General features: G+C 64.9%; 17 protein-coding genes. 4 read left to right on the forward strand and 13 right to left on the reverse strand.

Annotated features, from left to right (window positions below):
• Positions 1–28: 28 nt before the first annotated feature.
• A complete protein-coding gene (locus BUE39_RS00085; protein ID WP_073426634.1) occupies positions 29–2,230 on the reverse strand; it encodes an NHL repeat-containing protein in 2,202 nt (733 codons plus the stop codon).
• Between the two features lie 690 nt (positions 2,231–2,920).
• Here BUE39_RS00085 and BUE39_RS00090 point away from each other — a divergent pair.
• From BUE39_RS00090 to gmd, 3 genes are all read left to right on the forward strand, one after another.
• A complete protein-coding gene (locus tag BUE39_RS00090; RefSeq protein WP_073426635.1) occupies positions 2,921–4,054 on the forward strand; it encodes an acyltransferase family protein in 1,134 nt (377 codons plus the stop codon).
• Between the two features lie 26 nt (positions 4,055–4,080).
• Positions 4,081–4,902 carry an SGNH/GDSL hydrolase family protein gene (locus tag BUE39_RS00095; RefSeq protein WP_090518679.1) on the forward strand — a complete coding sequence of 274 codons (822 nt, stop codon included), beginning with the start codon at positions 4,081–4,083 and terminating at the stop codon, positions 4,900–4,902.
• A gap of 226 nt (positions 4,903–5,128) precedes the next feature.
• Complete coding sequence (gmd, locus tag BUE39_RS00100) at positions 5,129–6,172, forward strand: GDP-mannose 4,6-dehydratase (RefSeq protein WP_073426636.1); 1,044 nt, start codon at positions 5,129–5,131, stop codon at positions 6,170–6,172.
• A gap of 271 nt (positions 6,173–6,443) precedes the next feature.
• Here gmd and BUE39_RS00105 read toward each other — a convergent pair whose 3' ends face one another.
• The 10 genes from BUE39_RS00105 to BUE39_RS00150 form a co-directional block, all read right to left on the reverse strand.
• Entirely contained in the window at positions 6,444–7,610 is a 1,167-nt protein-coding gene (locus BUE39_RS00105) for a glycosyltransferase family 4 protein (protein WP_073426637.1), read from the reverse strand.
• A gap of 79 nt (positions 7,611–7,689) precedes the next feature.
• The gene (locus BUE39_RS00110; RefSeq protein ID WP_073426638.1) at positions 7,690–8,919 is read right to left on the reverse strand and encodes a glycosyltransferase family 4 protein; all 1,230 of its coding nucleotides are present in this window, start codon (positions 8,917–8,919) and stop codon (positions 7,690–7,692) included.
• On the reverse strand, positions 8,916–10,379 hold the full coding sequence (locus BUE39_RS00115; protein WP_073426639.1) for a glucose-6-phosphate isomerase: 1,464 nt from the start codon (positions 10,377–10,379) through the stop codon (positions 8,916–8,918). The genes BUE39_RS00110 and BUE39_RS00115 overlap by 4 nt, the downstream gene beginning before the upstream one ends.
• A gap of 3 nt (positions 10,380–10,382) precedes the next feature.
• Positions 10,383–11,558 (reverse strand): glycosyltransferase, encoded by a 1,176-nt coding sequence (locus BUE39_RS00120; protein ID WP_073426640.1) that lies wholly within the window; start codon positions 11,556–11,558, stop codon positions 10,383–10,385.
• 97 nt (positions 11,559–11,655) lie between these two features.
• Positions 11,656–12,588, reverse strand: a complete 933-nt coding sequence (locus BUE39_RS00125; RefSeq protein ID WP_073426928.1) for a glycosyltransferase family 2 protein — start codon at positions 12,586–12,588, stop codon at positions 11,656–11,658.
• A 78-nt stretch (positions 12,589–12,666) separates the two neighbouring features.
• Entirely contained in the window at positions 12,667–14,865 is a 2,199-nt protein-coding gene (locus tag BUE39_RS00130; RefSeq protein WP_073426641.1) for a polysaccharide biosynthesis tyrosine autokinase, read from the reverse strand.
• A 167-nt stretch (positions 14,866–15,032) separates the two neighbouring features.
• Positions 15,033–16,277 carry a polysaccharide biosynthesis/export family protein gene (locus tag BUE39_RS00135; protein ID WP_374709878.1) on the reverse strand — a complete coding sequence of 415 codons (1,245 nt, stop codon included), beginning with the start codon at positions 16,275–16,277 and terminating at the stop codon, positions 15,033–15,035.
• A complete protein-coding gene (locus BUE39_RS00140) occupies positions 16,271–16,726 on the reverse strand; it encodes an arsenate reductase/protein-tyrosine-phosphatase family protein (protein WP_073426642.1) in 456 nt (151 codons plus the stop codon). Before BUE39_RS00140 ends, BUE39_RS00135 begins: the two co-directional genes overlap by 7 nt.
• Positions 16,727–16,779: 53 nt before the next feature.
• Positions 16,780–18,222, reverse strand: a complete 1,443-nt coding sequence (locus BUE39_RS00145) for a UDP-glucose dehydrogenase family protein (RefSeq protein WP_073426643.1) — start codon at positions 18,220–18,222, stop codon at positions 16,780–16,782.
• Between the two features lie 147 nt (positions 18,223–18,369).
• The gene (locus BUE39_RS00150; protein WP_073426644.1) at positions 18,370–19,767 is read right to left on the reverse strand and encodes an undecaprenyl-phosphate glucose phosphotransferase; all 1,398 of its coding nucleotides are present in this window, start codon (positions 19,765–19,767) and stop codon (positions 18,370–18,372) included.
• A gap of 649 nt (positions 19,768–20,416) precedes the next feature.
• Between BUE39_RS00150 and BUE39_RS00155 the strand changes: the two genes are divergently transcribed.
• Positions 20,417–21,964, forward strand: a complete 1,548-nt coding sequence (locus tag BUE39_RS00155) for a mannose-1-phosphate guanylyltransferase/mannose-6-phosphate isomerase (protein ID WP_073426645.1) — start codon at positions 20,417–20,419, stop codon at positions 21,962–21,964.
• Between the two features lie 104 nt (positions 21,965–22,068).
• Here BUE39_RS00155 and BUE39_RS00160 read toward each other — a convergent pair whose 3' ends face one another.
• Both BUE39_RS00160 and BUE39_RS00165 read right to left on the reverse strand, forming a co-directional pair.
• Positions 22,069–23,313 carry a DUF6566 family protein gene (locus tag BUE39_RS00160; RefSeq protein ID WP_073426646.1) on the reverse strand — a complete coding sequence of 415 codons (1,245 nt, stop codon included), beginning with the start codon at positions 23,311–23,313 and terminating at the stop codon, positions 22,069–22,071.
• Between the two features lie 577 nt (positions 23,314–23,890).
• Positions 23,891–24,187, reverse strand: coding sequence for a YciI-like protein (locus BUE39_RS00165; RefSeq protein ID WP_073426647.1), 297 nt, complete (start codon positions 24,185–24,187; stop codon positions 23,891–23,893).
• Positions 24,188–24,269 lie beyond the last annotated feature (82 nt).

Genomic DNA, 24,269 nt, shown 5'->3' on the forward strand with positions numbered 1-24,269 from the left:
TTGACTGCCTGTTGTTCTGTGCGCTTCATCAAGGTTTCCAGCGGTACATCATCACTTTGCCGCGCGCGTCTTCCTCGACGAACACGAGGTATTCGCCGTTGCTTCGCTTCGCGGCGCTGATGCCGTTGGGCACGTCGACCCAGCCCGACGCGCGGCCCACTTCCGGGCCCGGCCGGATCACGCCGAGTTCCTTGCCGCTGTCCTTGTCCCACACGTGCACCGCGCCGACCGGCTCCACGCCGAACACGTATTGCCCCTCGACGGTGAGCCCGATGATCGTGGCGATGGGCTTGCTCTGCGTGGTCCACGGCAGCGTGATCGAATAGCGTTGCACGGGGTTGCCGCTCGACCATTTGTCGTAGCGCACCAGCACGCGGCCCACTTCCTTCCAGAAGCCGCGATCGGTCGGCGTGTCGGCCGTATAGCCGGCCGCGTACATCGTGTCGGTGTCGGGTTCGTAGATCGCGCGGTGCAGTTCGGTGAAGGGCTTGGGCACCGGGTATTGCGTCAGGTCCGAATACGAGTAGACGGGGTTGCCCTTCGCATCGAGCCCGCCGAAGCGGAAGCGATAGATGCCCTTGGTGTCGCGCGTGCGCCAGATGTCGCCCGCGCTATCGACCCACCAGCCCCAGCCGCCCGCGAGCTTGGTGCCGCTCGTGTTCGGCGTGAATTCGTCGGTATTGAATTTGCCGTCGCCGTTCGCGTCGCGCCAGATCCAGTCGCCGCCCGGCGGCGCGTTCGGCACCTTCGCCACCGCGCGCTCGCGCCCGGCGATGAAGCCCGAGGGCGCGGCCACCTCGCCGTCGCGCTGCGGATCGAAGCGGTAGATCTTCAGGTGATCCGCGTACATGTCGGTGAGATACAGGAAGGTCTTGCCCTTGAGCTTGCGGGCGATCGGCAGCCCCGGATATTGGTCGGTGTGAAACACGGGGTCGTCGGGATACTTGAAGCGGTTCGACAGGAAGCCCACGTATTTCCAGTCCTGCCCCGCGGGCTTCGACAGATCGAGTTCGAAGCGCTTGTTGCCGGTGTAGACGCTGTCGGGCCGCGCCGGATCGATCCATGCGCCGTCGACGAACAGCAGCCCTTGCACCTGCCAGTTCTGCCGGCCGTCCGGCGCATAGCTTTCGAGCGTGGCGCCGAGGCCCGCGCCGATCGGCTCATAGCGCAGACCGATGCCGTTGGTCGACACATACACGTTGCCGCGCGCATCCACGCCCACGCCGGTCAGCCCGTTGAAACGCCGCGGTCCCGGCCTGCCCGCCACGCCGCTGAAAATGCCGCCGCGCTCGCCGAGCGAGCCCGACTCCGCATAGCGGCCATTGCTCCTGCTGAAGAACAGCACCTGCTGACGCGGACCGTTGTCGGCGATCAGGATGCGTCCTTGCGCGTCCACCGCGATATCGACCGCGAGCGTGTCCGCGGGCAGCGTGAAGTTTTCGTCGATGCGCTTGCCCGCGACCGTGTAGTGCTCGACGTGCGGCGCCGGGTCGTTGCGCGTGCCGGCCAGCACCCACAGCGTGCCGTCGGGCGCCAGCGCGAGACGGCCCGGCTCGTGCACGGTCCAGGTGGTTTTCTGTTGCATCGATTCGGCGTCGTAGACCTCGATGCGATCGCGCGCCGTGTTGGCCGCGAACAGCGTGGTGTCGTTCGCCGCGAGGCCGCCGATTTCGGCGCTCGTGCCGGTGGGCACTTCGTTCATCATCAGGAAGCCCGCGGCGAGCTGCGCATGCGGGTCGCCGCTTCTGGCGGCCGGCTGAAACGGCGCAGCGCGCTTCGGATCGGCGATCAGCCGGCGCGAGATACCGAACCATTGCTTGCCCTTCTGCGGCCATACGCCCTGCTCGACGAGCCGCCCCTTCTCGTTGCCGACCGCGATCGCCACGAACGCGTATTGGCGATTCAGCGCGATCGCGTTGCCGCCGCTATTGCCCCATCCGTGCGTGCCGCCCGCGAAGCCGAGCATCTTGCCGTCCTGGTAGACGCTGGCTTCCGCGCCGCTCTCATCCCACGGCGCGTTCGTATAGACCTTGCCATCGGGCGCGACCGCGATCGCGGTGATGTTGATTTGCGCCCACGTGCCGTCGCCGAAACCGAACGTGTTGCCGATCCATGAGGTTTTCGCGTTCAACGCGGTTTCCGCGCGAGCCGTGACGCCGACCGATCCCGCGACCAGTCCCGCCGCACATGCCAGCACGGCACACCAGCTTTTGAACGCGAAACGGGGCAAAGTATTTTCTCCAATCAGCGGCGCGCCGCGCTCAGGCAAACGACCCGCGCGGATAAAAAAATCCGGTGAGGTCACGGTAAGAACGCTTGCGAACGAATACGAACGGGTACAAAAAAGCCAGAAGCAACACAAGAACATCAGACCGGTTCGCGCAGGACACGAGGTCGGGTAACGACGGCGAGGCGGCATGCAGGCAACGGGAAGCGGCAGCGCCGCGGGCTCGCGAGCGGGACAACCGGGTGCGGCCCACGCGCCGTCCTTGGCCACCCAATTCACACGGCTCACATTACGCGGAAAAAACACCGCGACGAAAATCGAAAATAATTCAAAAATATTCGCCGCTTTAAGCGCAATGAAAGAAACTGATTTAAAAATCGATTAAAACGGAATGGACGCCGGGCTGGCCGGCGCGAGGCCGTTGCAGCCAAGCTTACCGACCCGGCCAGGCTCACGGCGCAGTTCTTACGCGTCGCGTCAAGCCTTCGGCACAAGCATGAAAACCCATTGGAAATGAATAACGAAACACCCTGTTGCAATCTGATTCATTTATCCAATTCATTCCCGTTTTTTCACGATTTTCTTTTGCCTAGAATCGATTGCACTTCCGTTGCGACGCGAAGCGAGCGCGCCTGTCGTTGCCGAACGCGCGTTGCTTCGCCCGGCCCATCCGCTTCACACCATGGACGGTTCATGACTGCCAGCGCCCTGCCCTTAGCGCCTTCCCACTCCCGCCGCATCGTGCAGCTCGACGGCTTGCGCGCGATCGCCGTGCTCGCGGTGTTCGCGCAGCACGCGCTCAAGGCGCCGCTGTGGATGGGCGTCGATCTGTTCTTCGTGCTGAGCGGCTTTCTGATTACCGGCATCCTGCTCGAACGCAAGTCGCGCGAGCAGTCGTATTTCGCTTACTTCTACGCGCGCCGCGCGCGGCGCATCCTGCCGCCGTATCTGCTGCTGATGGTGGTGTCGTCGCTGCTGTTCGGTCTCGGCTGGGCGCAACACTGGCAGTGGTACGCGTTCTTCGCGACGAATATCGGCGACGCGCTCAACCAGAGCGGCCACGACAGCCTGAACGTGCTGTGGTCGCTGGCCGTCGAGGAGCAGTTTTATATTTTCTGGCCGTTCGTGATCCTGCTCGTGCCCGAGCGCGTGCTCGGCTACGTCGCGGCCGCGTTGATCCTGCTCGTGCCGGTGCTGCGCGCGGTCGCCACGCCCTGGTTCGATTCGTTCTGGCCGATCTATTACCTGACGCCGTTTCGCATGGACCTGCTCGCGGCCGGCGCGCTGCTCGCGGTCGCCGTGCGGCGCGATCGCGACGCGCTCGAACCGTTCAAGGGCGTCGCGGTGCTCGGCGTATTCGCCGCGCTCGCCGTGCTGGCGTGGCTGCATCTGCATTACCCGCGTTTTCGCGCGGCCAATACGCCGCTTTCCAACGCGGGGCTCTACAGCGTTTCGTTGGTGCTTTGCACGTCCGTCGTGGTCATCGCCCTGCAAAGCAAGGGCATCGTCAAGCGGCTGCTGTGCAATCCGGTGCTGGTCTATATCGGCACCATCAGCTACACGGTTTATCTGATTCACCTGAGCGTGCTTTACGCGCTGTGGCCGCTGCATCTGAACCGCTACATGACCGCGGCGCTCGCGCTAGCGATCACGCTCGCCTACGCGAGCATCACGTGGTTCGCGTTCGAGAAGCGGCTGATTTTCGGCGCGGGCGGCAAAGCGGCGCAAGCGCCGGTGCCGGGCGCGGGCGTCACGTGGGCGGCGCCGCAAGCGCCGGCCACGGGCCGTGGCGGGGCCGCGTCGCAAGCGCCGCGCAGCCGTGCATGAGGCGCGGCGGATGGCGCAGAGCGAGCTTGAGGACTACCGCGGCGCTGGCTTCGCTCGCGCTGCTGTCGTTTGCGCTGCTTTCGTTGCCGGCCGGCGCGCATGCGGCCAGCGTGGACGCAAGCCAGGCGAAGCCGACGAATTTGACGCAAACCCAGGCGACGCAAATCCGGGCCACGCAAATTCAGCCGACGCAGGCGCGTGCAAAACCGGCCCAGGTGCTGATCGACGCCTATGGCGATTCGACCACGCTCGGCATCACATGCAGCGACGGTCATTGCGGCCCGCAGGCGCAAAACGCCGTGGCCTTTTTGCAGGATGAATTGCAGGCGCGGCACGGCGAACGCGTGCGCGTCACGAACTACGGCGTGGGCGGCACGATGGCGACGCAACTGCGCGACGGCACCGGCAACCGCCGCGCCGGCCCGAGCGCCGGGCTGCCGTGGCAGGAGCGGCTCGCCGCGTCGCCCGCGCAGATCGTGCTGATCAATTACGGCATCAACGAAGTCATGCAGAACCAGACGCCCGAGGCGTTCTACGCGGCCGAAACGGCGCTCGTGAAAACCGCCCGCGCGCTCGGCAAGGAGCCGGTTCTGCAGACCTCGAATCCGATGCCCGACGGCCGGCTCAACGCGCGGCTCGCCGCGATGGTGGCGATGACGCGCCGCGTGGCCGCCGAACAGCAGGTGCCGCTCGTCGACCAGTTCGCCTACATCAGCAATTTGCCCGACTGGAAGACGCTGATGTCCGACGGCGCGCATCCGAAGCCGGGCTTGTACCGGCTCAAGGCCGAGGAAGATTTTCAAATCGTCGATCCGCTGGTGCGGCGACTGCTGGACGGCGCGCTTTGAAGCTTTTTTCGGGTGCGCCTGGGGTGCGCCTGGGGTGCGCCTTGTGAGTGGCTCGCGAAGAAGCGTGCTTCCGACAGGCGCTTTTCGAGTGTTGCCGCGGGGTGTGCCGCTTGATGTGCCAATGACCGTGCCGCTGTGTTCGTCGACAAAAGTGTGCCAATGACATGCGCCGTAGCCGGCGCGACTGCTTCTTCTCTTTCTCTTTTACCAATATCGAAGGCAAGCTATGAGCCAACCACGCAAAGCGATCATCACCGGCGTATCCGGGCAGGACGGCGCCTATCTGACCAAACTGCTGCTCGACAAGGGCTATCACGTGACCGGCACGTACCGGCGCACCAGTTCCGTCAACTTCTGGCGCATGCGTGAGCTCGGCGTGCTCGATCATCCGAATCTGCGTCTGGTCGAACACGATCTGACCGACCTCGGCTCCACGCTGCGCCTGCTCGAAGGCGCGCAGGCCGACGAACTCTATAACCTCGCCGCGCAAAGCTTCGTGGGCGTCTCGTTCGACCAGCCTGTGACCACCGCGGAAGTGACCGGCATCGGCGCACTGAATCTGCTCGAAGGCATCCGCATTCTGAATCCGAAGACCCGTTACTACCAGGCGTCGACCTCGGAAATGTTCGGCCTCGTGCAAGCGGTGCCGCAACGCGAGGACACGCCCTTCTATCCGCGCAGCCCGTATGGCGTGGCCAAGCTGTTCGCGCACTGGTCGACCATCAACTACCGCGAATCGTATGGCCTCTTCGCGAGCAGCGGGATTCTGTTCAATCACGAATCGCCGCTACGTGGCCGCGAATTCGTCACGCGCAAGATCACCGACACCGTCGCCAAGATCAAGCTCGGCAAGCAGGACGTGCTGGAACTCGGCAACCTGAGCGCGAAGCGCGACTGGGGTTTCGCGCTCGAATACGTGGAAGGCATGTGGCGCATGCTGCAAGCCGATGAACCGGATACCTTCGTGCTCGCCACCGGCCGCACCGAAACGGTCCGCGACTTCGTGCTCATGGCGTTTGCCGCGGCGGGTTATCAGATCGAGTGGTCGGGCAAGGAGGAACGCGAGATCGGTATCGACGTCGCCACCGGCAAGACCCTGGTGCGCGTGAATCCGAAGTTCTACCGCCCGGCCGAAGTGGATCTGCTGATCGGCTGCGCCGACAAGGCGCATGAGAAGCTCGGCTGGAAGCCGGAAACCACGCTCGAACAGCTATGCCACATGATGGTTCATGCGGATATCGGGCGCAACGAGCATCACGAGACGTTTTGATCTGAGCGCGTTTGCCGCGTCACGGCTCCGGACACTACGGTCTATACCGTAGTGTCAGGAGCCGTGAATGATTTCGCGGAGTGGGATTGCTTTCCGGGAAAAAGCTGGATAGCGACAAACCGGTCTATTGCTTAGCTGGAAAACGACAAACGCAGCGCTTGCCGACCGCTAACTTAGCGCTTTAACGACAACGCTTCAACGGCCACGATAATGAGCGGCCGAAGCCGCCCCATCCATGCACCCTCCGCGCGGAGCAGCGCGTGGCCTTGCTTCAATGCACCCCACCCGCCGCGATCGCCTCGCCATACACCGCGGCGACCCGCTTCGCGATCACCGAGTTATCGAAGTTCTCACGCGCGTAGCGGCGGCACGCATCCGAATCCGGCATCTTGAGCGAGCCGTTCAACGCGCCCGCCAGGCCTTCGGCGATTGCCTTCGCGCCCGTCTCCGGCAGCACCAGGTTCGGCGACAGACCCGCCACCGCTTCGGGCAAACCGCCCACCGGGGTCACCAATACCGGCGTGCCCGACGCCAGCGATTCGACGGTGATCAGCCCAAAGCCTTCCAGCGCCACCGTCGGCACCACGCTGATATTCGCCGCGCGGTACAACGCCGCCAGATGCTGATCGGGCACGAAGCCCAGCAGCTTGACGTTGTTCTCCAGCCCAGCCTCGCTGATGCGCGCCTGCAACTCGCCTTCGAGCCGCCCCTTGCCCGCGATCAACAGCAGCACGTCGGGCTCGCTGCGCTTGAGCAGCTTCACCGCGTCGATCAGATCCTCCAGACCCATGCGGCGCACCAGACGCCGCACCGCCAGCACGATCGGCCGGTCTTGCGGCAATTGCAGTTTGAGGCGCGCCTCGGCCGGCGTGATCGGCAGATTGAACTGCTCGACGTCGACGCAGCCGGGCACCACGCGCACCCGATCCGGCGCGATGCGATAGCGCGAAGTCAGAATCTTGCCGAACGCCTCGGACAGCACGATCAGCCGCGACGAGCGCGCATACACCGATTGCTCCAGATAGCGCTTCGCGCGCTGGCCGAGCGAATCGGCGCCTTCCACATGACTCTCGTCGGCCCACGGTCCCTGGAAATGCGAGACCTGCGGAATGCCGCGCGTCACGTCGAGCCCCGGAAACGTGTACAGCGCGAAGTGCGACGAGATCACGTCGGGGCGCGACCGGCTGATTTCCTGACGCAGCGCGCGGCGCGCGGCCATCAGCCGCAGCGGCAGCGATTGCGCGGCGGAGCCGAAGCCGTTGATCGCGCCGCCGGTGTCCGCGGCCACCTTGGGCGAGCCGGCCACCACGCCGCGCACCGCGACGCCCGCGCCCGGCAGCGCGCCGACCAGCGAGTAGTACATGCGGTCGAGGCCGCCCGCGCGCTCGGGGAACCAGTGCATCCCGATCTGCAGCGATTTGATTGAGCTCGTCGTCATGGTTGTTGCCCCTGTGCGTTCTGAGAGTTGTGTGAGTCAAGCGATGCGGCGCGCGATCGTGCAAGCGAGGTCCGCGCGATCATTCGGCGCTCTTCTGTCCGGCCAGCGTGTTCAGCGTCAACGCGTCGGTCTTGGCGACCACCGCCGCTTCCGCGTCGCTGCGCCGGCGGTTTTTCTGCTGCCCTTCCAGTTGCCGGTACAGCGCGATGTATTGCGCGGCCATCCGGGCCCAGCCGAAGCCGGTGGCGAGTTCGTTGGCGGCGACACCCATCGCGCGCCGCGCGCCGTCGTTGTCGGCGAGACGCGCGACCGCGCCGGCCAGCGCCTTGGGATCGTCCGGGTCGTCGAGCACGATGCCGCATTCCGGCGTGATGATCTCGGCGCCGCCCGCCGTGCGCGCGGTGACGACGGGCAGACCCGCCGCCATCGCCTCGAGCAGCGACAGGCTCATCGCTTCATAGCGCGAGGGAAACACGAAGGCGTCGACCGAATGCATCAGCACCGGCATCTCCTTCACGAGCCCCAGAAAATGCACGCGATGCGCGATGCCGAGCGCCTTCGCTTCTTCAGGATAGGGACTGCCCGGCAGAAAACCGGCCACCGCCATCTGCACGTGCCCGGGCAGATGCTTGAGCGCGGCGAGCACCGTGCCGAGGTTCTTGCGCGGCGTGCGCAAGTCGCCGACGAACAGCAGCAGGAACGCGTCCTTCGGCAAACCGAATTTCTCGCGGTCGCCGGTGGCCGCGGCGAAGCCTTGCGTGTCGACGCCGTTGTAAATCACATCGACGCGGTTATCCGGCGTGAGGCCGATCGCGCGAATTTCGTCGGCGACCTTCTGCGACACCGCCGTGATGACCTTCGAGCGGCGGTAGGCCCAGCGTTCGAGCAGCGCGTTGCAGCGCGTATAGATCGACTGATACGCGGACCACACGCCCTTGGTAAGCCCGAACGGATAGTACTTGCTGCCGAACCAGCCGCTATGCACGAAGTGCGAGGTGTTGACGTCGGCGGGCATCCACGTGATGAAGCCGTTCACGTGCAGCACGTCGTATTCGCTGCGATGCGCGCGCAGCCACATCGCGCTCTTGAACGCGAACACCTGCTGGCGCAGCAGATTGGTGGGCCACCAGCGGCCGATTTTCATCGGCACCCAGCGGACGTTGGGGTGGGCGAGCAGATCGGGCGCGACGTGCGAGGCGACCAGCGTGACGCCGATGTTCTCGTCGAGCGCGGCGCGCGCGATCTCGTGGTTGACGCGCCCCTGGCCGTCGTTATGGCGCACGACGTGCGTGACAATGGCGACTCTCACTCAGTGCCTCCGTGGACAAATAGCGTGCGTCTGCGGTTCATTTTTTCGTAGTGCACCGCAGAAAGGATCGAAAAAACACTCATGAAAAGCAGCAGTCCGCCTGTGCCGACCAGCGAATTGGTGAACACCAGCATCGCGAAGGTCGCGAGACTCAGGCTCAGGCAGGCGGATACGAACTTGTCGTTGCGCATCCTGAACGACGCGAGCACCGCGCGCACCACCAGCCAGACGATGCCGGACATGTACAGCAGCGTGCCGGGCCAGCCGAGCACGAACGGAATGTTCATCACGCCGCTGTCGAAGTTGCCGTACTGGCCGAGCTGGCCGCCGTCGTTCGAGAGCTTGGTGGAGGTGCCGGTCGCGCCCATGCCCTCGCCGGCCACGTCGGTAAACGCGGTTTTCGCGAAGGTCGCGTAGAACTCGTTACGCGCGGCGTAGCTCTGGTCGTCGTTCAGGTTGACGATGGTGGAGAGCCGCGCCTGCATCCGCTCGGCCACCGGGCCGACCGCGAGCAACGGCACGCACAGGCCCGCGAGCAGCACCGCGCTCGCGATGATGCGCACGCGCACCTTGTTGTTCGATTTGACCAGTTGAATCAGGAGCGCGACGATCCAGCCGCCCCACGTCGAACGCACGAGGCTCAGCGCGAACGAGAAGAAACCGAGCGCCGCGGCGATCCAGCGCACGCGGTGCGTGGCCGCCATCACGAAGACCATCGCGCCCATCATCGCGAAGGCGAACGGGCCCGACGAATTCATCGTGCTGAACACGCGCACGCCCATCGGCACGGCGTCGCCTTGCGAGTTCATCTGCGAGCCGAGCATCCACAGCGCGTCCCACTGCGGCATGATGAAGAACTGGATCAGCCCGTAGCCGCCCATCACCAGCATGCCCCAGATGAAGGTGTTGACGATGGTGTCGCGGTACTGCGGATACTGGCGCGTGTGCGCCATGATGTGAAAGCCGATCAGGATCGGATAGAGCCAGTTCGCGAGGTCGTAGGTGGCGGCGAGCGGCCCGCTCGACATCACGCCGATCATGAACGCGTAGGCGAGCCCGAGCAGCACCAGCAGCACCGGCAAGCCGCGCCGCTGCGACAGCAGCCGGTAGTAGCGCAGCAACGAGAACGCGCTGATCATCGTCACCGCGAGCGGCGCGACCTGGATCAGGCTGGTGGGCGTGAACGAGCCCTTGGACCAGTCGGCGAGACGCCGCACTTCCGGGCTCAGGAACCACAGCCACCACATGAAGCCGATGTAGCGCGCCGGATTCCTGAAATACAGCCACAGGCCCGTGAGGATCGCGAGCAGCGGAAACGCGAGCGTGAGCACCGTGCCCTGACGCGCGCCGATCATGAGCGCCGTGATCAGCCACAGCAGCGCCTCCGGCATCCACTCCTTGCGGCCGTTGGAGACGGCTCGCGGTGCGCCGTCGGCGCCGGCTCGCGTGATCGTCGACATCGTTTAGAAGCCTCCGCGCGATTCGCGCGCGCGCTGTCCGGCGGAACCGCTTGCGCCTGCGCCCGCGCCCGCACCCGCCATGCGCCCGCGCAACGCCGCGCGCGCCCGCAGCATGTCCTGCGTGATCCGCACGTGCTGCATCGCGTAGCTTTGGGTGGTCAGATCGCGCGAGAGCAAACCGGCCGCCGCCGCCTGGGCCTGCTGCAACGCTTCGGCCGGCGACGCGACGAGCCGGTCCACCGCTTCGCGCAACGCCTGCGGATTGAACGGCGGGATATACGCGGCCTCGCCCGCCGGGAAATAATCCTGCAACGCGCCGACGTTGGTGACCACCATCGGCTTGCCGACGGCGGCCGCCTCCAGCATCACGGTGATGCCCGAAGCGTGCGTATTGGGCCGCAACGGCACGACGATCACGTCGGCCCAGTCGTACAGTTCGTGTTGCTTTTTGATGCCCGAGAACAGCGCGATCTCGACGTTCGGCGCGCGCAGCGAGGCGGGAATCCGGCGGCGCGTCGCGAGTTTCACCGTGTAGCGGTCGTCGTTGCCGAGCGCCTTGATGAGCGTCTCCCAATCGCGGTCGCGGTCGTTGCCGATCGCGGCGATGCGCAGCGGCGTGTGCGGCTTCCATTCGCTCGGCGCGCGCACCGGAAAGTCCTGCGTATTCAGGCCGTAGAGCAGCGGCTTCGCATCGCGGTCGAAATAGCGCCGGCACAGCTCGGCGTTTTCGCTGGCGAGCGTGGTCAACTGATCGGCGCGCGTCATCAGCTTGCGATACAGCCAGCTACGCAGCATCCCGTACGAAGGCCACTTGTCGAGCAGCCACACGCTTTGCGCGAGCAGCAAGGGCGAGGACTCGGCGCCCGCCTTGCGGCCGGAGAGCAGCAGCATCAGCGCGGCGGAGAGCCATTCCTGTTCGGTATGCGTCCAGATCACGTCGGCGCGCAGCATGTCGGCGCGGTTGCGCCACGTGTGGATGAAGTCGAAGCCGAGCGCCGCCTTCAGCGCGCGGCGCAAGAGGCGCGCGGCCTTGCCTTCGCGCGCGTCCTGCGAATAGGTCAGCGCGAACGCGTCGGATTCCGCGTGGTGATAGCCATACAGGCAGCCGATGTTGTCGCCCGGTCGATAAAAACGCGGGTCGGCGCCATAAAACAGGTGAACGTGAACTTTCGTACTCATGCAGTCACTCCGGTCTGCCGGTGGAAAGGGGCATCGCCGCGCGCATGCCCGCGCGCCGGCCGATGCACGAACGTGCCGGACATGTCGCTGGTTTCGCTCACGCGGCGCGTGACAGCGCGCGGCGCGCCTCGTGCGCGCCGGTGCGCACCGCCCGCCAGCGCGACAGCTTCAGGGCCGCCTGCCTCGACACGAGTGCGAGCGCCGCGTGCGTGAGTCCCGGATAGACCCGCGTGCCGACCAGCGTCCACCACCACCACGCGGTTTCGCGGCGCAGCGGCGGCAACTGATCGCGCAGGATCAGATGGAAGTTGAAGGCGGCGTTGCGCAACGCGGTCATGGTCTGCGCGTCGCGCCGGTCGTCGTCGAAACGTTCGGCGGGGAAGTGATCGACCGCCACGCGCGGGTCGTACATCAGCTTCCAGCCGGCGTTCTTCACGGCGAGGCTGAAGGCCATGTCGTTGTGGACCTGCGCGCCGGCGCCGCGCAAACGCGCGTCGAAGCGGATGGTGCGCACCGCGTCGCGCCGGTAGCTCATGTTGGCGCCCTTCAGGATGTCGACTTCGCGCGCGCCGCCCACGCCGAGATGATGATTGCCTATGATCTTGCCGTGCGCGGTGACCTTGCCCACCAGCGGCCGCTGGCCGTCGAGCACGCGGCCTTTTTCATGCACCCAGTCGCGTCCGCCGAGCGCGCCGAGGCGCGCATCGTTTTCGAACGCGGCCGCGATGCGTTCGACCCAGTCGGCGTGCGGCGCGGCGTCGTCGTCGGTGATCGCGATCACGTCGCCCGTGGCGGCGTCCAGTCCGCGATTGAGCGCCGCGACCTGGCCCGGCACGTCGACCAGCGCCACGGCGAGCGGCAGCTTGCCCGGCACCGCCGGATCGCGCAGACAGGCATGGGTCGCTTCGTCGTCGGCGCGCGCCACCACCACCACTTCGTCCGGCGCGCGCGATTGCCGTTGCAGCGCCGCGAGGCAGCGCGCCAGATCGGCCGGGCGGCGGTAAGTCGGAACCAGTACCGTCACTTTCATCGTGATGTCCTTTGTTATCGTCATTGCGACAGCTTTCGAATGCGCGCGAAGTTCAGGGGCTCGTCAACGCGCCTCAACTCAGGTGCTCAGATATTCCTGAACCGCGGCATAGCTGCGGTCGTAGCCGCCGCGCGCGCGCGCCGGCATGCCGTTGAAAATGCCGCCCTGCACGTGCACGCCGGCGGCCCGCAAACGCTTGAGCGCGTCGGCGATCTCGCCCTCGCTGTGCACGCCCGAGCGCATCACGAAGAAGGTCGAGCCGGCATACGCGCCGATGATCGACGCATCGGTCACCGCCAGCACCGGCGGCGTGTCGATCAGGATCACGTCGTAGCGCTTGGCGAGGCCGTCGAGGTATTGCGGCAGACGCGGCGACATCAGCAGCTCCGACGGATTCGGCGGACGGCGGCCGCACGAAATGAAGCTCAAGCCTTCCACGGGCGCGTTGCGGATCGCTTCCTCCAGCGAGATCTGGCCGCTCAGCAATTCGGACAGGCCATTGTCCTGGGCGCCGCCCAGATAGCGTTCGAGCACGCCGCGGCGCATGTCGCCGTCGATCAGCAGCACGCGCTTGCCCGAATTCGCCAGCAGCACCGCGAGATTGACCGTCAGGAAGCTCTTGCCGACGCCGGCCATCGGGCCCGTCAGCATGACGATGCGATTCTTCGCGTCGAGCATCGTGAACTGCATGGAGGTGCGCAGGCTGCGCAGGCTTTCGATCGTGACGTCCTTCGGCCGCGCGTTCGCCAGCACCGAGCGCAGGCGTTCGCCGCCGCGCTCGAAACTGCTTTCGAGCAGCGCCTGCTCGGGGCTCAACGGCACGAGGCCGAACACCGGCAGATGGAAAGCGCGCTCGATGTGGTCGGGGTCGTCGATGCCCTTGAACATATTGCGGCGCAGGAACACGAAACCCGTACCCGCGATCAGCCCGAGAATCACCGCCGCCGACAGGATCAGCACCTTCTTCGGCTTGACCGGCACGCCGGGGCGCAACGCGGCGTCGACGATATGCACGTTGCCGCCGGTGCCGGCCTTCTGCACCGAGAGCTCCTGCACGCGGTTGAGCAGCAGCACGTAGATGTCCTCGGCGACCTTGGCGTCGCGCTGCAACTGCACGGCCTTCACTTCGGTGGCGGGCAGATCGCGGAAGCGGTCGGCGTACTTGGCGCGCTGCGCCTGCAATTCGGCCATCTGTTCGCGCGCGGCCTTGAGCGTCGGGTGGTCGTCGCCGTAACGCTCGGTGAGCTGCGCCATCTGCAGACGCAAGCCGGCGATCTGCTGCTCGTACTGCACGCTGCCTTCCAGGTAGACCTTGGCTTCCTCGCTCGCGTTGATCGAGCCGGATTGACGCTGATACGCGGTCAGCGCGGCCTCGGCGCGTTCGAGATCGGACTTCAGGCGCGGCTCCTCGCTCTTCAGGAAGTCGAGCATCTTGCTCGCGTCGGCCTGCTTGTTCAGCACGTGCTGGCGCACATACGACTGCGCGAGCGCGTTGGCGACCTCGGCCGCGTGCGCCGGGTCCTTGTCCTCCAGCGAGATCTGGATCACGCCGGTCTGCTTGCCCTGCTCCTGCACGCTGATCGCCGACTGGAACGCGGTGATCGCGTCGAGATCGTTCGCGCGCATCACGGTGAACTGCTCGCCCGGACGCGCCACCAGTTTGTTTACGAGCATCGTCACGCCGCCGCCCTGCTCCTGCTGGCCGACCTGGCCGCGCAGCAGCAGCGTGCCGTTCGGCGCGTAGAGCTCGTAGTGCTGGTCGTCGATGGCCTTCATCGTGAGCTTCTGGCCTTCCAGCGCGGGCACCACGTCGATCGAATCGACGTCGGCCACCTCGCCGCCCCATGCGTACGACGACAGACCGAGCCACGGCCGCGCCGGCTGGCCGGGGCTCGCCATGCGCGCGGCGATGCTGCCGAGCAAGGGGAACATCTTCGGCGTGACGCTGAAGTTCAGCTTCAACTGCTGCACCACGGGCGCGACCACGCCGCGGCTCTTGATGATTTCGATTTCGGCGTCGGTCGGCAGCGAGGTGGAGCCGGTGGTGATCGCCGCGCCCGTCTGCGTCTGCGTGAGCGCCTGCGAGGTGTTGTCGGACTGCTCGACGCGCACGTGCGCGTCGGCCGAATACACCGGCTTGGCAAGGTAGCAGTACGCGCCCGCCATGCCGACGATCACCGCGGCAATGGCGATCAGCCACCAGATGTCGTCGAGGATCACCTGCACCAGTTGCCCGAGGACGACGTCCTCTTCTTCGGTCCGAACCGGACCGGCCATGTATGGAGAGATTTGATTGCTCACAATTCGATCCCGTATCGGTTGCTGCGGCGTGTGTCTGGGCTTCTTGCTTCTTTCATCCTGCTTCCCGGCTGGCTTGCCTGTCTTTCCGTGTCGAGGGCCCGCGCCCCGTGAAGGCGGCGCGGACCCGTCGACGCCGTCGCGGCTTAGCGCGTCAACTGCTTCAGGTAGAACAACGTCTGCACGCTCGGCAAGACCTGCTGCAACACACGGTTGAAGGTGGTCGAGGCGGCGGTGCCCACATACACGACATCCATCGGCTGCAACTGGAACTGCGACGACAGCATGATCGCGTCCGGCTGCGTCATGTCGAGGCGGTACACGTCCGGCGTGGTCGGCTTCTCGCGCATGCCGCGCATCACGAAGATCTGCCGCGGATTGGCGTCGGTGTCGAGAATGCCGCCCGCCTGCGTGAGCGCGTCGGCGATCGTCAGACGGCCCTTCAACATCGGCACCTGGATCGGCGTCTTCACTTCACCCATCACGAAGATGCGGCTGTCGCTGCGGTCCGGCACGTTGATCACGTCGCCGCCTTGCAGCATCACGTTCTGCGTGGTGTCGCCCTTGTCGAGCATGCGGTTGGCGTCGAGCACATAGAGCTTGTTGTTGCGCGTGAGACGCACGCGCTGGATGTCCGCGTCGCCGGTCGAACCGCCCGAGCGCGTGATCGCGTCGACCAGCGTGAGCGGCACGTCGCTGACGGCGAGCGGCCCCGGCGTCTTCACCTCGCCGGTGACTTGCACTTTCTGGCCGCGGTACGACAGCACGCGCACGTCGACCTGCGGATTGCGGATATAGCGCACGAGGCCCGATGCGAGCTGATCGCGCAGTTCGCCCGGCGTCTTGCCGGCGGCCTTGATGCGGCCGACGAACGGGAAAAAGATCGTGCCGTCGGCGGCGATGGTCTGGCCGTACGGATCGGCCTGGCCCGGCAGCGCGGCCGTATAGGGCTGCTGCAACGCGCCGGCGACGCTTTGCGTGGTGTTGCCGCCGGAGGACAGCGTGCTGCCCTGCGGGGTGGTCAATTCGGGGTGATCCCACACGGTGATGCCGAGAATGTCCTGCGGCGACAGACGGTACACGTACTGCGACGGATCGCTGAAACGCGAGGTCGGCAGCACCTGGGTCGCGGCGGCGGCGGCTTGCGCCTGCGCGGCGACCAGCGGGCCGTCGATCAGATGGACCGGATAGGTTTCCGCGGCCTGGCTCTGGTGCTGGCCGTCGTCTTTGAGACGGGAGGTGTCGAGATAATTGCCAGGTGCGGTGGCGCAGGCCGACAGAAAGGACGTCAGCAAAAGCGAGGCGGCAACGCTCGACTTGAAGCGCGTCGAGTCGAAGCCCGTCGATGTGAAGTTCGCAAGCGAGCTTGCAGCGGTTTTTTTCATCAGCATATTTTCTTCAGCCATCCCATGACCAGATGTTCGATGAGCACGAGACTCTCCCTATAAGTGGTTTCCGCGCCGCCATGCGGATCGGCGACGTCGGAATCGGCCTCCCACTTGCCGAGCGGATAAACCTTGCCGCGCGAGGCCGGATCGAGCGCCTCGACCGCGCTCACCTGCGCGCGCTCGCTGACCAGCACCAGATCGGCGGCGCGCACGAGCTGCCGGTCGAGACGTCTCGAGTAGTGGATCCCGGAGGCGACGCCCCGCTCCGCGAGCAGGCGCTGCATCACCGGGTCCATGCCGTGGCCGTTCACGGCACGGATGCCCGCCGAATGAAACGCGATCGGCGCTGATGACGTGCGCGACGTCAATCGCTGCCGGGCCTTGAACAGCATTTCGGCGGCAGGCGAACGGCACACGTTGGCGTGGCAGACGATCAGAACGTTGGCGAACATAGCGGACTCCCTTCGGGTGAGACGCTTCGTGACGGCGCGTTGGCGTGGACGGCCTAGCGGCCGGTCTCGGCCGTGGCGGCCTCGGCGACGAGCGGCAAGCCGTTCGCGCCGACCTTCGCCGGCGCGTTGCGCAGCGCATGCTGACGGCCGATCGCGTGATACTCGATACCGAGTTCCAGCAGCGCGTCCGGTTCGTACAGATTGCGGCCGTCGAAAATCAGCGGCGTCTTGAGGATCTGCTTGAGCGCGTCGAAATCCGGGCTCTTGAAGACCTTCCATTCGGTGAGGATCACCAGCGCGTCGGCGCCCTCGGCCGCCTCCATCTCCTCCGTCGTGAACGTGAGGCGCGCGTGCTGCTGCGGCACGTCCTTCAGGTCGAGCGCGAACACGCGCTTCGATTCGTCGATCGCGACCGGGTCGTAGGCCTTCACGCGCGCGCCGCGACGCAGCAGTTCGGCGATCAGCGGACGGCTCGGCGCTTCGCGCATGTCGTCGGTGTTCGGCTTGAACGCGAGACCCCAGATCGCGAACGTGCGATCCGACAGGTCCTCGCCCAGACGCGCGACGATCTTGTGCGCGAGCACTTTCTTCTGCGTGTCGTTGACGGCTTCCACCGCTTCGAGAATGCGCAGGTTCGCCTTGTGATCGGCGGCCGTGCGGATCAGCGCCTGCACGTCCTTCGGGAAGCACGAGCCGCCGTAGCCGCAGCCGGCGTACAGGAAGTCGTAGCCGATGCGCGGATCGGAGCCGATGCCGCGGCGCACGGCCTCGATGTCGGCGCCGACGCGGTCGGCCAGATTGGCGAGTTCGTTCATGTACGAAATGCGCGTGGCGAGCATCGCGTTGGCCGCGTACTTGGTGAATTCGGCGGAGCGCACGTCCATGTACAGCGTGCGTTCGCGATTGCGGTTGAACGGCGCGTAGAGGCGCTTCATCAGTTCGCGTGCTTTTTCGCCGGGCACGTCCTCGTCGCAGCCGAGCACGATGCGATCGGGCCGCGTGAAGTCCTCCACCGCCGCGCCTTCCTTCAGGAACTCGGGATTGGAGACCACCGAGAACATGTGGCTCGCATTGCGCGCGGCCAGTTCTTCCGCGATCGCTTCGCGCACGCGCGAGGCGGTGCCCACCGGCACCGTCGATTTGTCGACGATCACCTTGAAGCCGGTCATGTGGCGGCCGATGTTGCGCGCGGCGGCCAGCACGTATTGCAGGTCGGCCGAACCGTCCTCGTCCGACGGCGTGCCCACCGCGATGAACTGAATGTCGCCGTGCGCGACCGCGGCTTCGACGTTGGTCGAGAACTTCAGACGCCCGGCCTTGCGATTACGTGCGATGACCTCCTGCAGACCCGGTTCATGGATCGGCACGCCGCCGTTGTTGAGCACGTCGATCTTGCGCTGATCGACGTCGAGACAGAACACGTCGTGGCCGATGTCGGCCAGACAGGCGCCCGTCACGAGGCCTACGTAGCCGCTACCGATGATCGTCAGGTTCATGTGTTACCTCGGAGGTTGGGTTGGTTCACAAATAAAGTTCGGGGCCACCGCAAGAAAACGCCGGGCCGGCAAGAAAACGCCGGGCCGCCCCAGGTTTTCTCGCACCCCCTCGGGGGGCTGGCGCGCAGCGACAGTTGGGGGCCGACATCAGTACGCATTGCTGCCCACGAAGCCCTTCCACAGCGTCAGCACGACGATCTTGATGTCGAGCCAGAAGGTCCAGTGCTGCATGTAGTACAGATCGAGCTTGACGCGGCCCATCATCTTTTCGATGCGGTCGGTTTCGCCGCGATAGCCGTTGATCTGCGCCCACCCGGTGATGCCCGGCTTGATCCGGTAGCGGTGCATGTAGCCCTTCACCAGATCCTTGTAGATGTCGTCGTGTTCGAGCGCATGCGGACGCGGGCCGACCACCGACATCTCGCCGCGCAGCACGTTGATGAATTGCGGCAGCTCGTCGAGGCTCGTGCGCCGCAGGAACGCGCCGACCGCGGTGATGCGCGGGTCGCGGCGCGTGGCCTGGGTGATCTTGCCGGCCTCTTCCTGATGGATGCGCATCGAGCGGAACTTGTAGATCTCGAACTGATGGCCGTCGATGCCTTTTCTCTTCTGGCGGAAAAACACCGGGCCCGGCGAACTGAGCTTCACCATCACCGCGATCACGATCATCAGCGGCGACAGCGCGGTCAACGCGGCGAGCGCGAACAGGCGATCGAAAATGCGCTTGGGCAGCACGCGCAGATCGGTGATCGGCGAGGCGGCCAGGTTGATCGCCGGCACGCCGAGCAGATCGACCATCGGCTGGTTGAACAGCGTGAGGCTGCGCACGTCGGGAATGAAGCGGATATTCACGAAGTCGTTGCGCAGGTCCATCACGAAGCGGTGAATCGCCTTCTCCTTCGAGATCGGCAGCGCGAGCCACAACTCGCGAATCGCGCGCCGGCGCACCAGTTCGAGCATGCGCTGATAGTCGCGCTCGACCGGCACGCCGTCGATCGCGTCGCCCGCGTCGGGGTCTTCGTAATGGTTGATCGTGCCGTCCTCGTCGAACACCACCACGGGGCTAAAGCCCGCATCGGGGCGGCTGCGCATCTGCTCGATCAGAAACCGCCCATACGGCGCGCCGCCGACGATCGCCACCGCGCGCTGATTGAAGCCCTCGCGGCGCAGACCGCGCAGGATCGAATACACGATCACCTTGGTGACGATCAGCAGCACGATGGTGGCCAGCGCCCAGTACGCGAGCCACAGCCGCGACAAGCTGTCCGAGCGGTGCAGGCTGAAGCTGATCAGAATGCCGGTGACCTCCACCAGCACCCAGCCGCCGGCGACGCGGCACAGCAGGTCGTACAGCGGCTTGCCGCGCCATGACTGATAGATGCCGAGCGCGGGGAAAAACACCACCACCAGCAGGCAATCGAACGCGAGCGACACGCTTTGCATATCGTCCAGCCACACGAACTTCCCGCTGTGCGCGGCCGCCGCGAGGGCGGCGCCCAGCGCGACCATGGCGATGTCGATGATTCTCGATAGAACGCTCAGCATGCGTGGCCCCTCAGTTCGTCAGTCAAGTGCCATCCGTTGTGGTTGATTAATTCCGTCATGCACTTCGGTCCGCCGCGCGACGCACAACGCCGGTATCCGCGTCCGGCCAGATAAATGCGCGACGCGAAATGAATTGAACCGGTGCTAATTGCTCCGCCGTTTTCCTTTCCAGAGAATGACTGGAACGGCCGGCTGGAAAATGCGTGTCGGAATGAGTGAATACCCTTGTACAGGTATAGATAAAGCGGTATTAAAATTCGCGCCGCAAGCCTGCAAAAAATCTCAAATTGTATCGGTCAAAGTTTCGGTATTTTTTCCGACTTTTGTTCGGCAATTGTTACCGGATTTAGCGTTGGAACGGCGTATTGCGCGCCTTTCCGTCGGCCTATGCGGTGGCTGCCGAGCGTTTCCTACGAAGCTTACAGCGGCGCCTTTCGTGGTTATTCTGCCGCATTGTCGGGCGTAAAAAAATGGCCCATGATTTTTTTCGGGTAATTTTTATTTTTTAAAAGTTAAGCCGACATTTTTTCTTCACGAAACAGACGATTTTTATTAGCGGATTTATATAGTTTCTATTTAACGCGCTTTTATTGATTCCAGAGTTCATGATAAAACTCGACGCATTCACCCCAGCCTCGAGGAGTCCATCATGACAGCTCCGGTCACGGCCATCCCCGCCGACACCCGGTCCACGCAAGCTACGCCCCTGAACGTCAAGCTCAAGGTTCATCCCGTGATTCTGGCGGGCGGCTCCGGCACGCGCTTGTGGCCGATGTCGCGCGAACAGCATCCGAAGCAGTTGATCGGCCTGCTCGGCGAGGATTCATTGCTGCAATCCACCACGCGCCGCCTCGACGGACTTGAGGCCGGCTATCCCGTCACCGGACAACTCGTCGTGGTGGCCAACGAAGAGCAGCGCTTCACCACCGCCGAGCAATTGCGCACGAGCGGCAAGCCGGCCCGGCTGATTCTCGAACCCGTCGGGCGCGACACGGCGCCGGCGCTCACGGTGGCCGCGCTGTCGGTCGCCGCGCAGGACGAGGACGGCATCATGGTCGTGATGCCCGCCGATCACGCGGTCACCGACCTCGACGGCTTTCATGCGGCGGTGGCCGTCGGCGTGAAGCACGCGGCAGCCGGTCATATCGTGACGATGGGCATCGTGCCGACCCGCGCGGAAACCGGCTATGGCTACATTCGCATCGGCGCGGCGCTTGCCGGTGCAGCCGACGAAGCTCAGGAAGAAAGCACCGGCAAGATCGAGGTGCATCAGCTCGATCGCTTCGTCGAGAAGCCGCATCTGGAACTCGCGCAGCGCTACATCGAATCGCAGGAATACTGGTGGAACAGCGGCATTTTCATCATGCGCGCGTCGACGTGGCTGAAGGCGATCCGCCACTTCCAGCCGGCGATTTTCGAAGCATGCGAAGCGGCCTTCGCGGGCGGCAAGGCGGACGGCGACTTCTTCCGTCTGCAACGCGATGCGTTCAGCGCATCGCCGTCGAATTCGATCGACTACGCGGTGATGGAGCAGCTCGGCAACGATCAGACCGCCGCCTCGGGCGTGGTCGTGCCGTTGCAGGCGGGCTGGTCGGACGTGGGTTCGTGGGACGCGATCTGGGACATCTCCGACAAGGACGCGAGTCAGAACGTAGGCCGCGGGCGCGTGATGTTCGAAGGCGCGAACTCCACGTTCGCGCATTCCGAGGGACGGCTGATTGCCTGCGTGGGTACGCAGGATCTGGTGGTGGTCGAAACGGCCGACGCGATTCTGGTCGCCGATAAATCGCGCGTGCAGGACGTCAAGAAAATCGTCGGCCGGATTCGCGAGGACGGCGGGCTCGAAGCGGCCAACCATCGCAAGGTGCATCGCCCGTGGGGCAACTACGATTCCGTCGACACGGGCGAGCGTTTCCAGGTCAAGCGCATCGTCGTGAAACCGGGTGCGCGGCTTTCGCTGCAAATGCATCATCACCGCGCCGAACATTGGATCGTCGTGCGCGGCACGGCGCTCGTCACGCGCGGCGAAGAGCGCTTCATCGTCTCCGAAAACGAATCGGCTTATATTCCGCTGGGCGTCACGCATCGTCTCGAGAACCCCGGCAAGATGCCGCTCGAAATGATCGAGGTGCAGTCCGGTTCGTATCTCGGCGAAGACGATATCGTGCGCTTTGACGACACTTATGGACGTCAATGAGGGACGCCGGTCAGGGACGTCGATGAATCAATGCCAGTGACGAGTCACAACGGATGAAGCGGGAACCTGCGGCGGTTGCTCCTACCGGCCGCGGGGTGCTGCGCTCATCCCGCGTGGGAGATGAGTTCTGGGTACGACGAAAAACGATCTGACGCACTGTTCTCGCTGCTTGCGTTCGTGCTGGCCGGTTCGCCGGGATAGCGACGCAAGGGTCCGCGGAACGCATTGAGCGGACCGTGCAAAGGCGCGCCGTGATTCACCGCGACAGGCTCCGGCACATGACGCATGGGCGGCAAGGGACGCGCGGGCGCCGGCACCGTTGAACTCACCGCAGGCGCGGGCACCACATTCACCGTCGATGCCGGCTCCGGTGCCGCTTGGGTCGCTTGTGTCTGGGCCGCCGCGAGCGTGCCGCATTCACGGTCGATCCACTGACGCGCCCATTCGAACGCGTACTGCTCCGCTTCTTCGGCATGCGCGAAGCGTGGGCCCACGAGACCGGAGCGCTCGATGCGCTTGCCGTCCTTCATGATTTCCGCCCATGCGCGATACATCTCATTGGGCACCCGCTCGGCCGCGATGTAGATCTGATAGCCGCGCCGGTCGGCGATCTCGGTGCCGCGTGGCGCGAGACTCATCGACAGCGGCGTGCGTTGATCCGCCTGTTCATGCGCGTGGCGTGCCGACACAACGGCCGAATTCAAACCGTTCATGGCCGCGCCCACCGCGCCCGCTTCGTCCATGCGCGGCAGACCGGCTCGCCACACGGGCCGTGCCGCCGCTGCCGACGCGCCGTTGGACGCCGCCTGCATGCGCGACGGCGCGGCCGGCGGCACCACGGCTGGCGCGGTATCGAGCCCCGCCAGTTGGCGCGTGATGTCCGCGATCGGATCGGCCGAACGCCAGTTACCCGCATGATGCGACGTGCCATTGGACGAGCCCGGCGCTTGCCACGACTCGGGACTCTTCCAGGACACGCCACGCATGTTTTCGTCACGCGTGCTGGGGGTTTCCGTGACCGGTGCCGCGGGTTTGGCCGCGACGGGCGGCGCCGGTTGGGGGACGTACGCGAAGGTGCGCCCGGTTTGGGATAACAGCCGAACCATCTCGAGCAGCGTGCCGTTCAATTGCCATTCTTCAAAACGGCGCCGGCAGGTAGGACCCGACGGATAGCGGCCTGGCAGTTTCGACCAGGGCTCACCGGTTGTCAAAATCCACAGGACGGCATTCGCCACGATGCGTGGTTCGGCGCGGGGCCGGCCGCGTCGGTTTAGACGGACGGCCGGCTCATCGGAGACGAGCGCTGCCAGCAGCGCCCATTCGTCATTGCTTAGCTCATCAAAAAACATTTGGATTTTCTCCACGCAGCCTGGCCAGGCCGCGGCTTTGGATCAGCCACGGATTCAACTTTCACGATCCATGTGCGACCCTCGGTTGCACAAATATGTCTTGGACGTTTTGCTGGCTGGTCAATACCGCCCTGTCTTAGTGCGGTTTGTCCCTATTGCGAAGCACAAAACGTGGTCTCACTCGTGCATGGGAGAATTGTGCACGAAGCATACCATCCCCAGGGTTTGCGTGAATATGACTGAGACAAGTGTTACGGATGGAAACAAACTTGTCCTTTTTGCTGCGTCATTCCACGCATTGCCGTAACAGAACTACTGTCCATTCCGGCGACGGAAAGGGTTGCTGCGCAGCACAACGTTACGACTATCTAAACGAGTTGCCTTGGTAAATCCGTTGCCCGGACGGCACGCGATTTCAATACATTTTGAGTGAATGTCGAAGAGGCGCGCAACACCTCGGGCGCATCTTTTCGACAGCGCTCGAACAGCCGCCTGTACGCCGCCGCGCGCGCGAGCAACGCCCACGCAAAGCGCCGGCTTCGCGTTCGACGACACCCGCGCGGGCCGGCGCAGGTTTCTAGCGCACTGGCTTGGCGGCGCCCTCGCCCACCACGGTCGTCCATTCGCGCACGCGCCATTGCGCGACCAGACCCGCGCGAACATACGGATCGGCCTCGGCAAAGGCTCTCGCGGCAGCGGGCGAGTCGCCCTGGAAGAGCAGCAAGGCGGTGTCCGCGGGTTCGGTCAACGCACCGCCCAACAGCAGCTCGCCGCGTTCGACTGCCGCCCATGCGAGCTTCAGATGTTCGTCGCGATACGTGCCACGCCGTTCGAGATAGTCGGGCACGAGGTCATACATCAAGAGGTAGTGCATGAGAGTCTCCCAAGGCTTGCTTGCAAGAATGGATCGGTGACGCACCGGGCACATGTCGAGTCTAATAGACGCCAATGATCAC

This window comes from Paraburkholderia terricola (assembly GCF_900142195.1).
GTDB lineage: Bacteria > Pseudomonadota > Gammaproteobacteria > Burkholderiales > Burkholderiaceae > Paraburkholderia > Paraburkholderia terricola.

Coding starts and splice junctions, on each gene's coding strand:
- BUE39_RS00090 (WP_073426635.1), top strand. CDS start 2,921: ATGACTGCCAGCGCCCTGCCCTTAGCGCCTTCCCACTCCCGCCGCATC.
- gmd (WP_073426636.1), top strand. CDS start 5,129: ATGAGCCAACCACGCAAAGCGATCATCACCGGCGTATCCGGGCAGGAC.
- BUE39_RS00105 (WP_073426637.1), bottom strand. CDS start 7,610: ATGACGACGAGCTCAATCAAATCGCTGCAGATCGGGATGCACTGGTTC.
- BUE39_RS00115 (WP_073426639.1), bottom strand. CDS start 10,379: ATGTCGACGATCACGCGAGCCGGCGCCGACGGCGCACCGCGAGCCGTC.
- BUE39_RS00120 (WP_073426640.1), bottom strand. CDS start 11,558: ATGAGTACGAAAGTTCACGTTCACCTGTTTTATGGCGCCGACCCGCGT.
- BUE39_RS00125 (WP_073426928.1), bottom strand. CDS start 12,588: ATGAAAGTGACGGTACTGGTTCCGACTTACCGCCGCCCGGCCGATCTG.
- BUE39_RS00130 (WP_073426641.1), bottom strand. CDS start 14,865: ATGGCCGGTCCGGTTCGGACCGAAGAAGAGGACGTCGTCCTCGGGCAA.
- BUE39_RS00135 (WP_374709878.1), bottom strand. CDS start 16,277: ATGCTGATGAAAAAAACCGCTGCAAGCTCGCTTGCGAACTTCACATCG.
- BUE39_RS00140 (WP_073426642.1), bottom strand. CDS start 16,726: ATGTTCGCCAACGTTCTGATCGTCTGCCACGCCAACGTGTGCCGTTCG.
- BUE39_RS00145 (WP_073426643.1), bottom strand. CDS start 18,222: ATGAACCTGACGATCATCGGTAGCGGCTACGTAGGCCTCGTGACGGGC.
- BUE39_RS00150 (WP_073426644.1), bottom strand. CDS start 19,767: ATGCTGAGCGTTCTATCGAGAATCATCGACATCGCCATGGTCGCGCTG.
- BUE39_RS00155 (WP_073426645.1), top strand. CDS start 20,417: ATGACAGCTCCGGTCACGGCCATCCCCGCCGACACCCGGTCCACGCAA.
- BUE39_RS00160 (WP_073426646.1), bottom strand. CDS start 23,313: ATGTTTTTTGATGAGCTAAGCAATGACGAATGGGCGCTGCTGGCAGCG.
- BUE39_RS00165 (WP_073426647.1), bottom strand. CDS start 24,187: ATGCACTACCTCTTGATGTATGACCTCGTGCCCGACTATCTCGAACGG.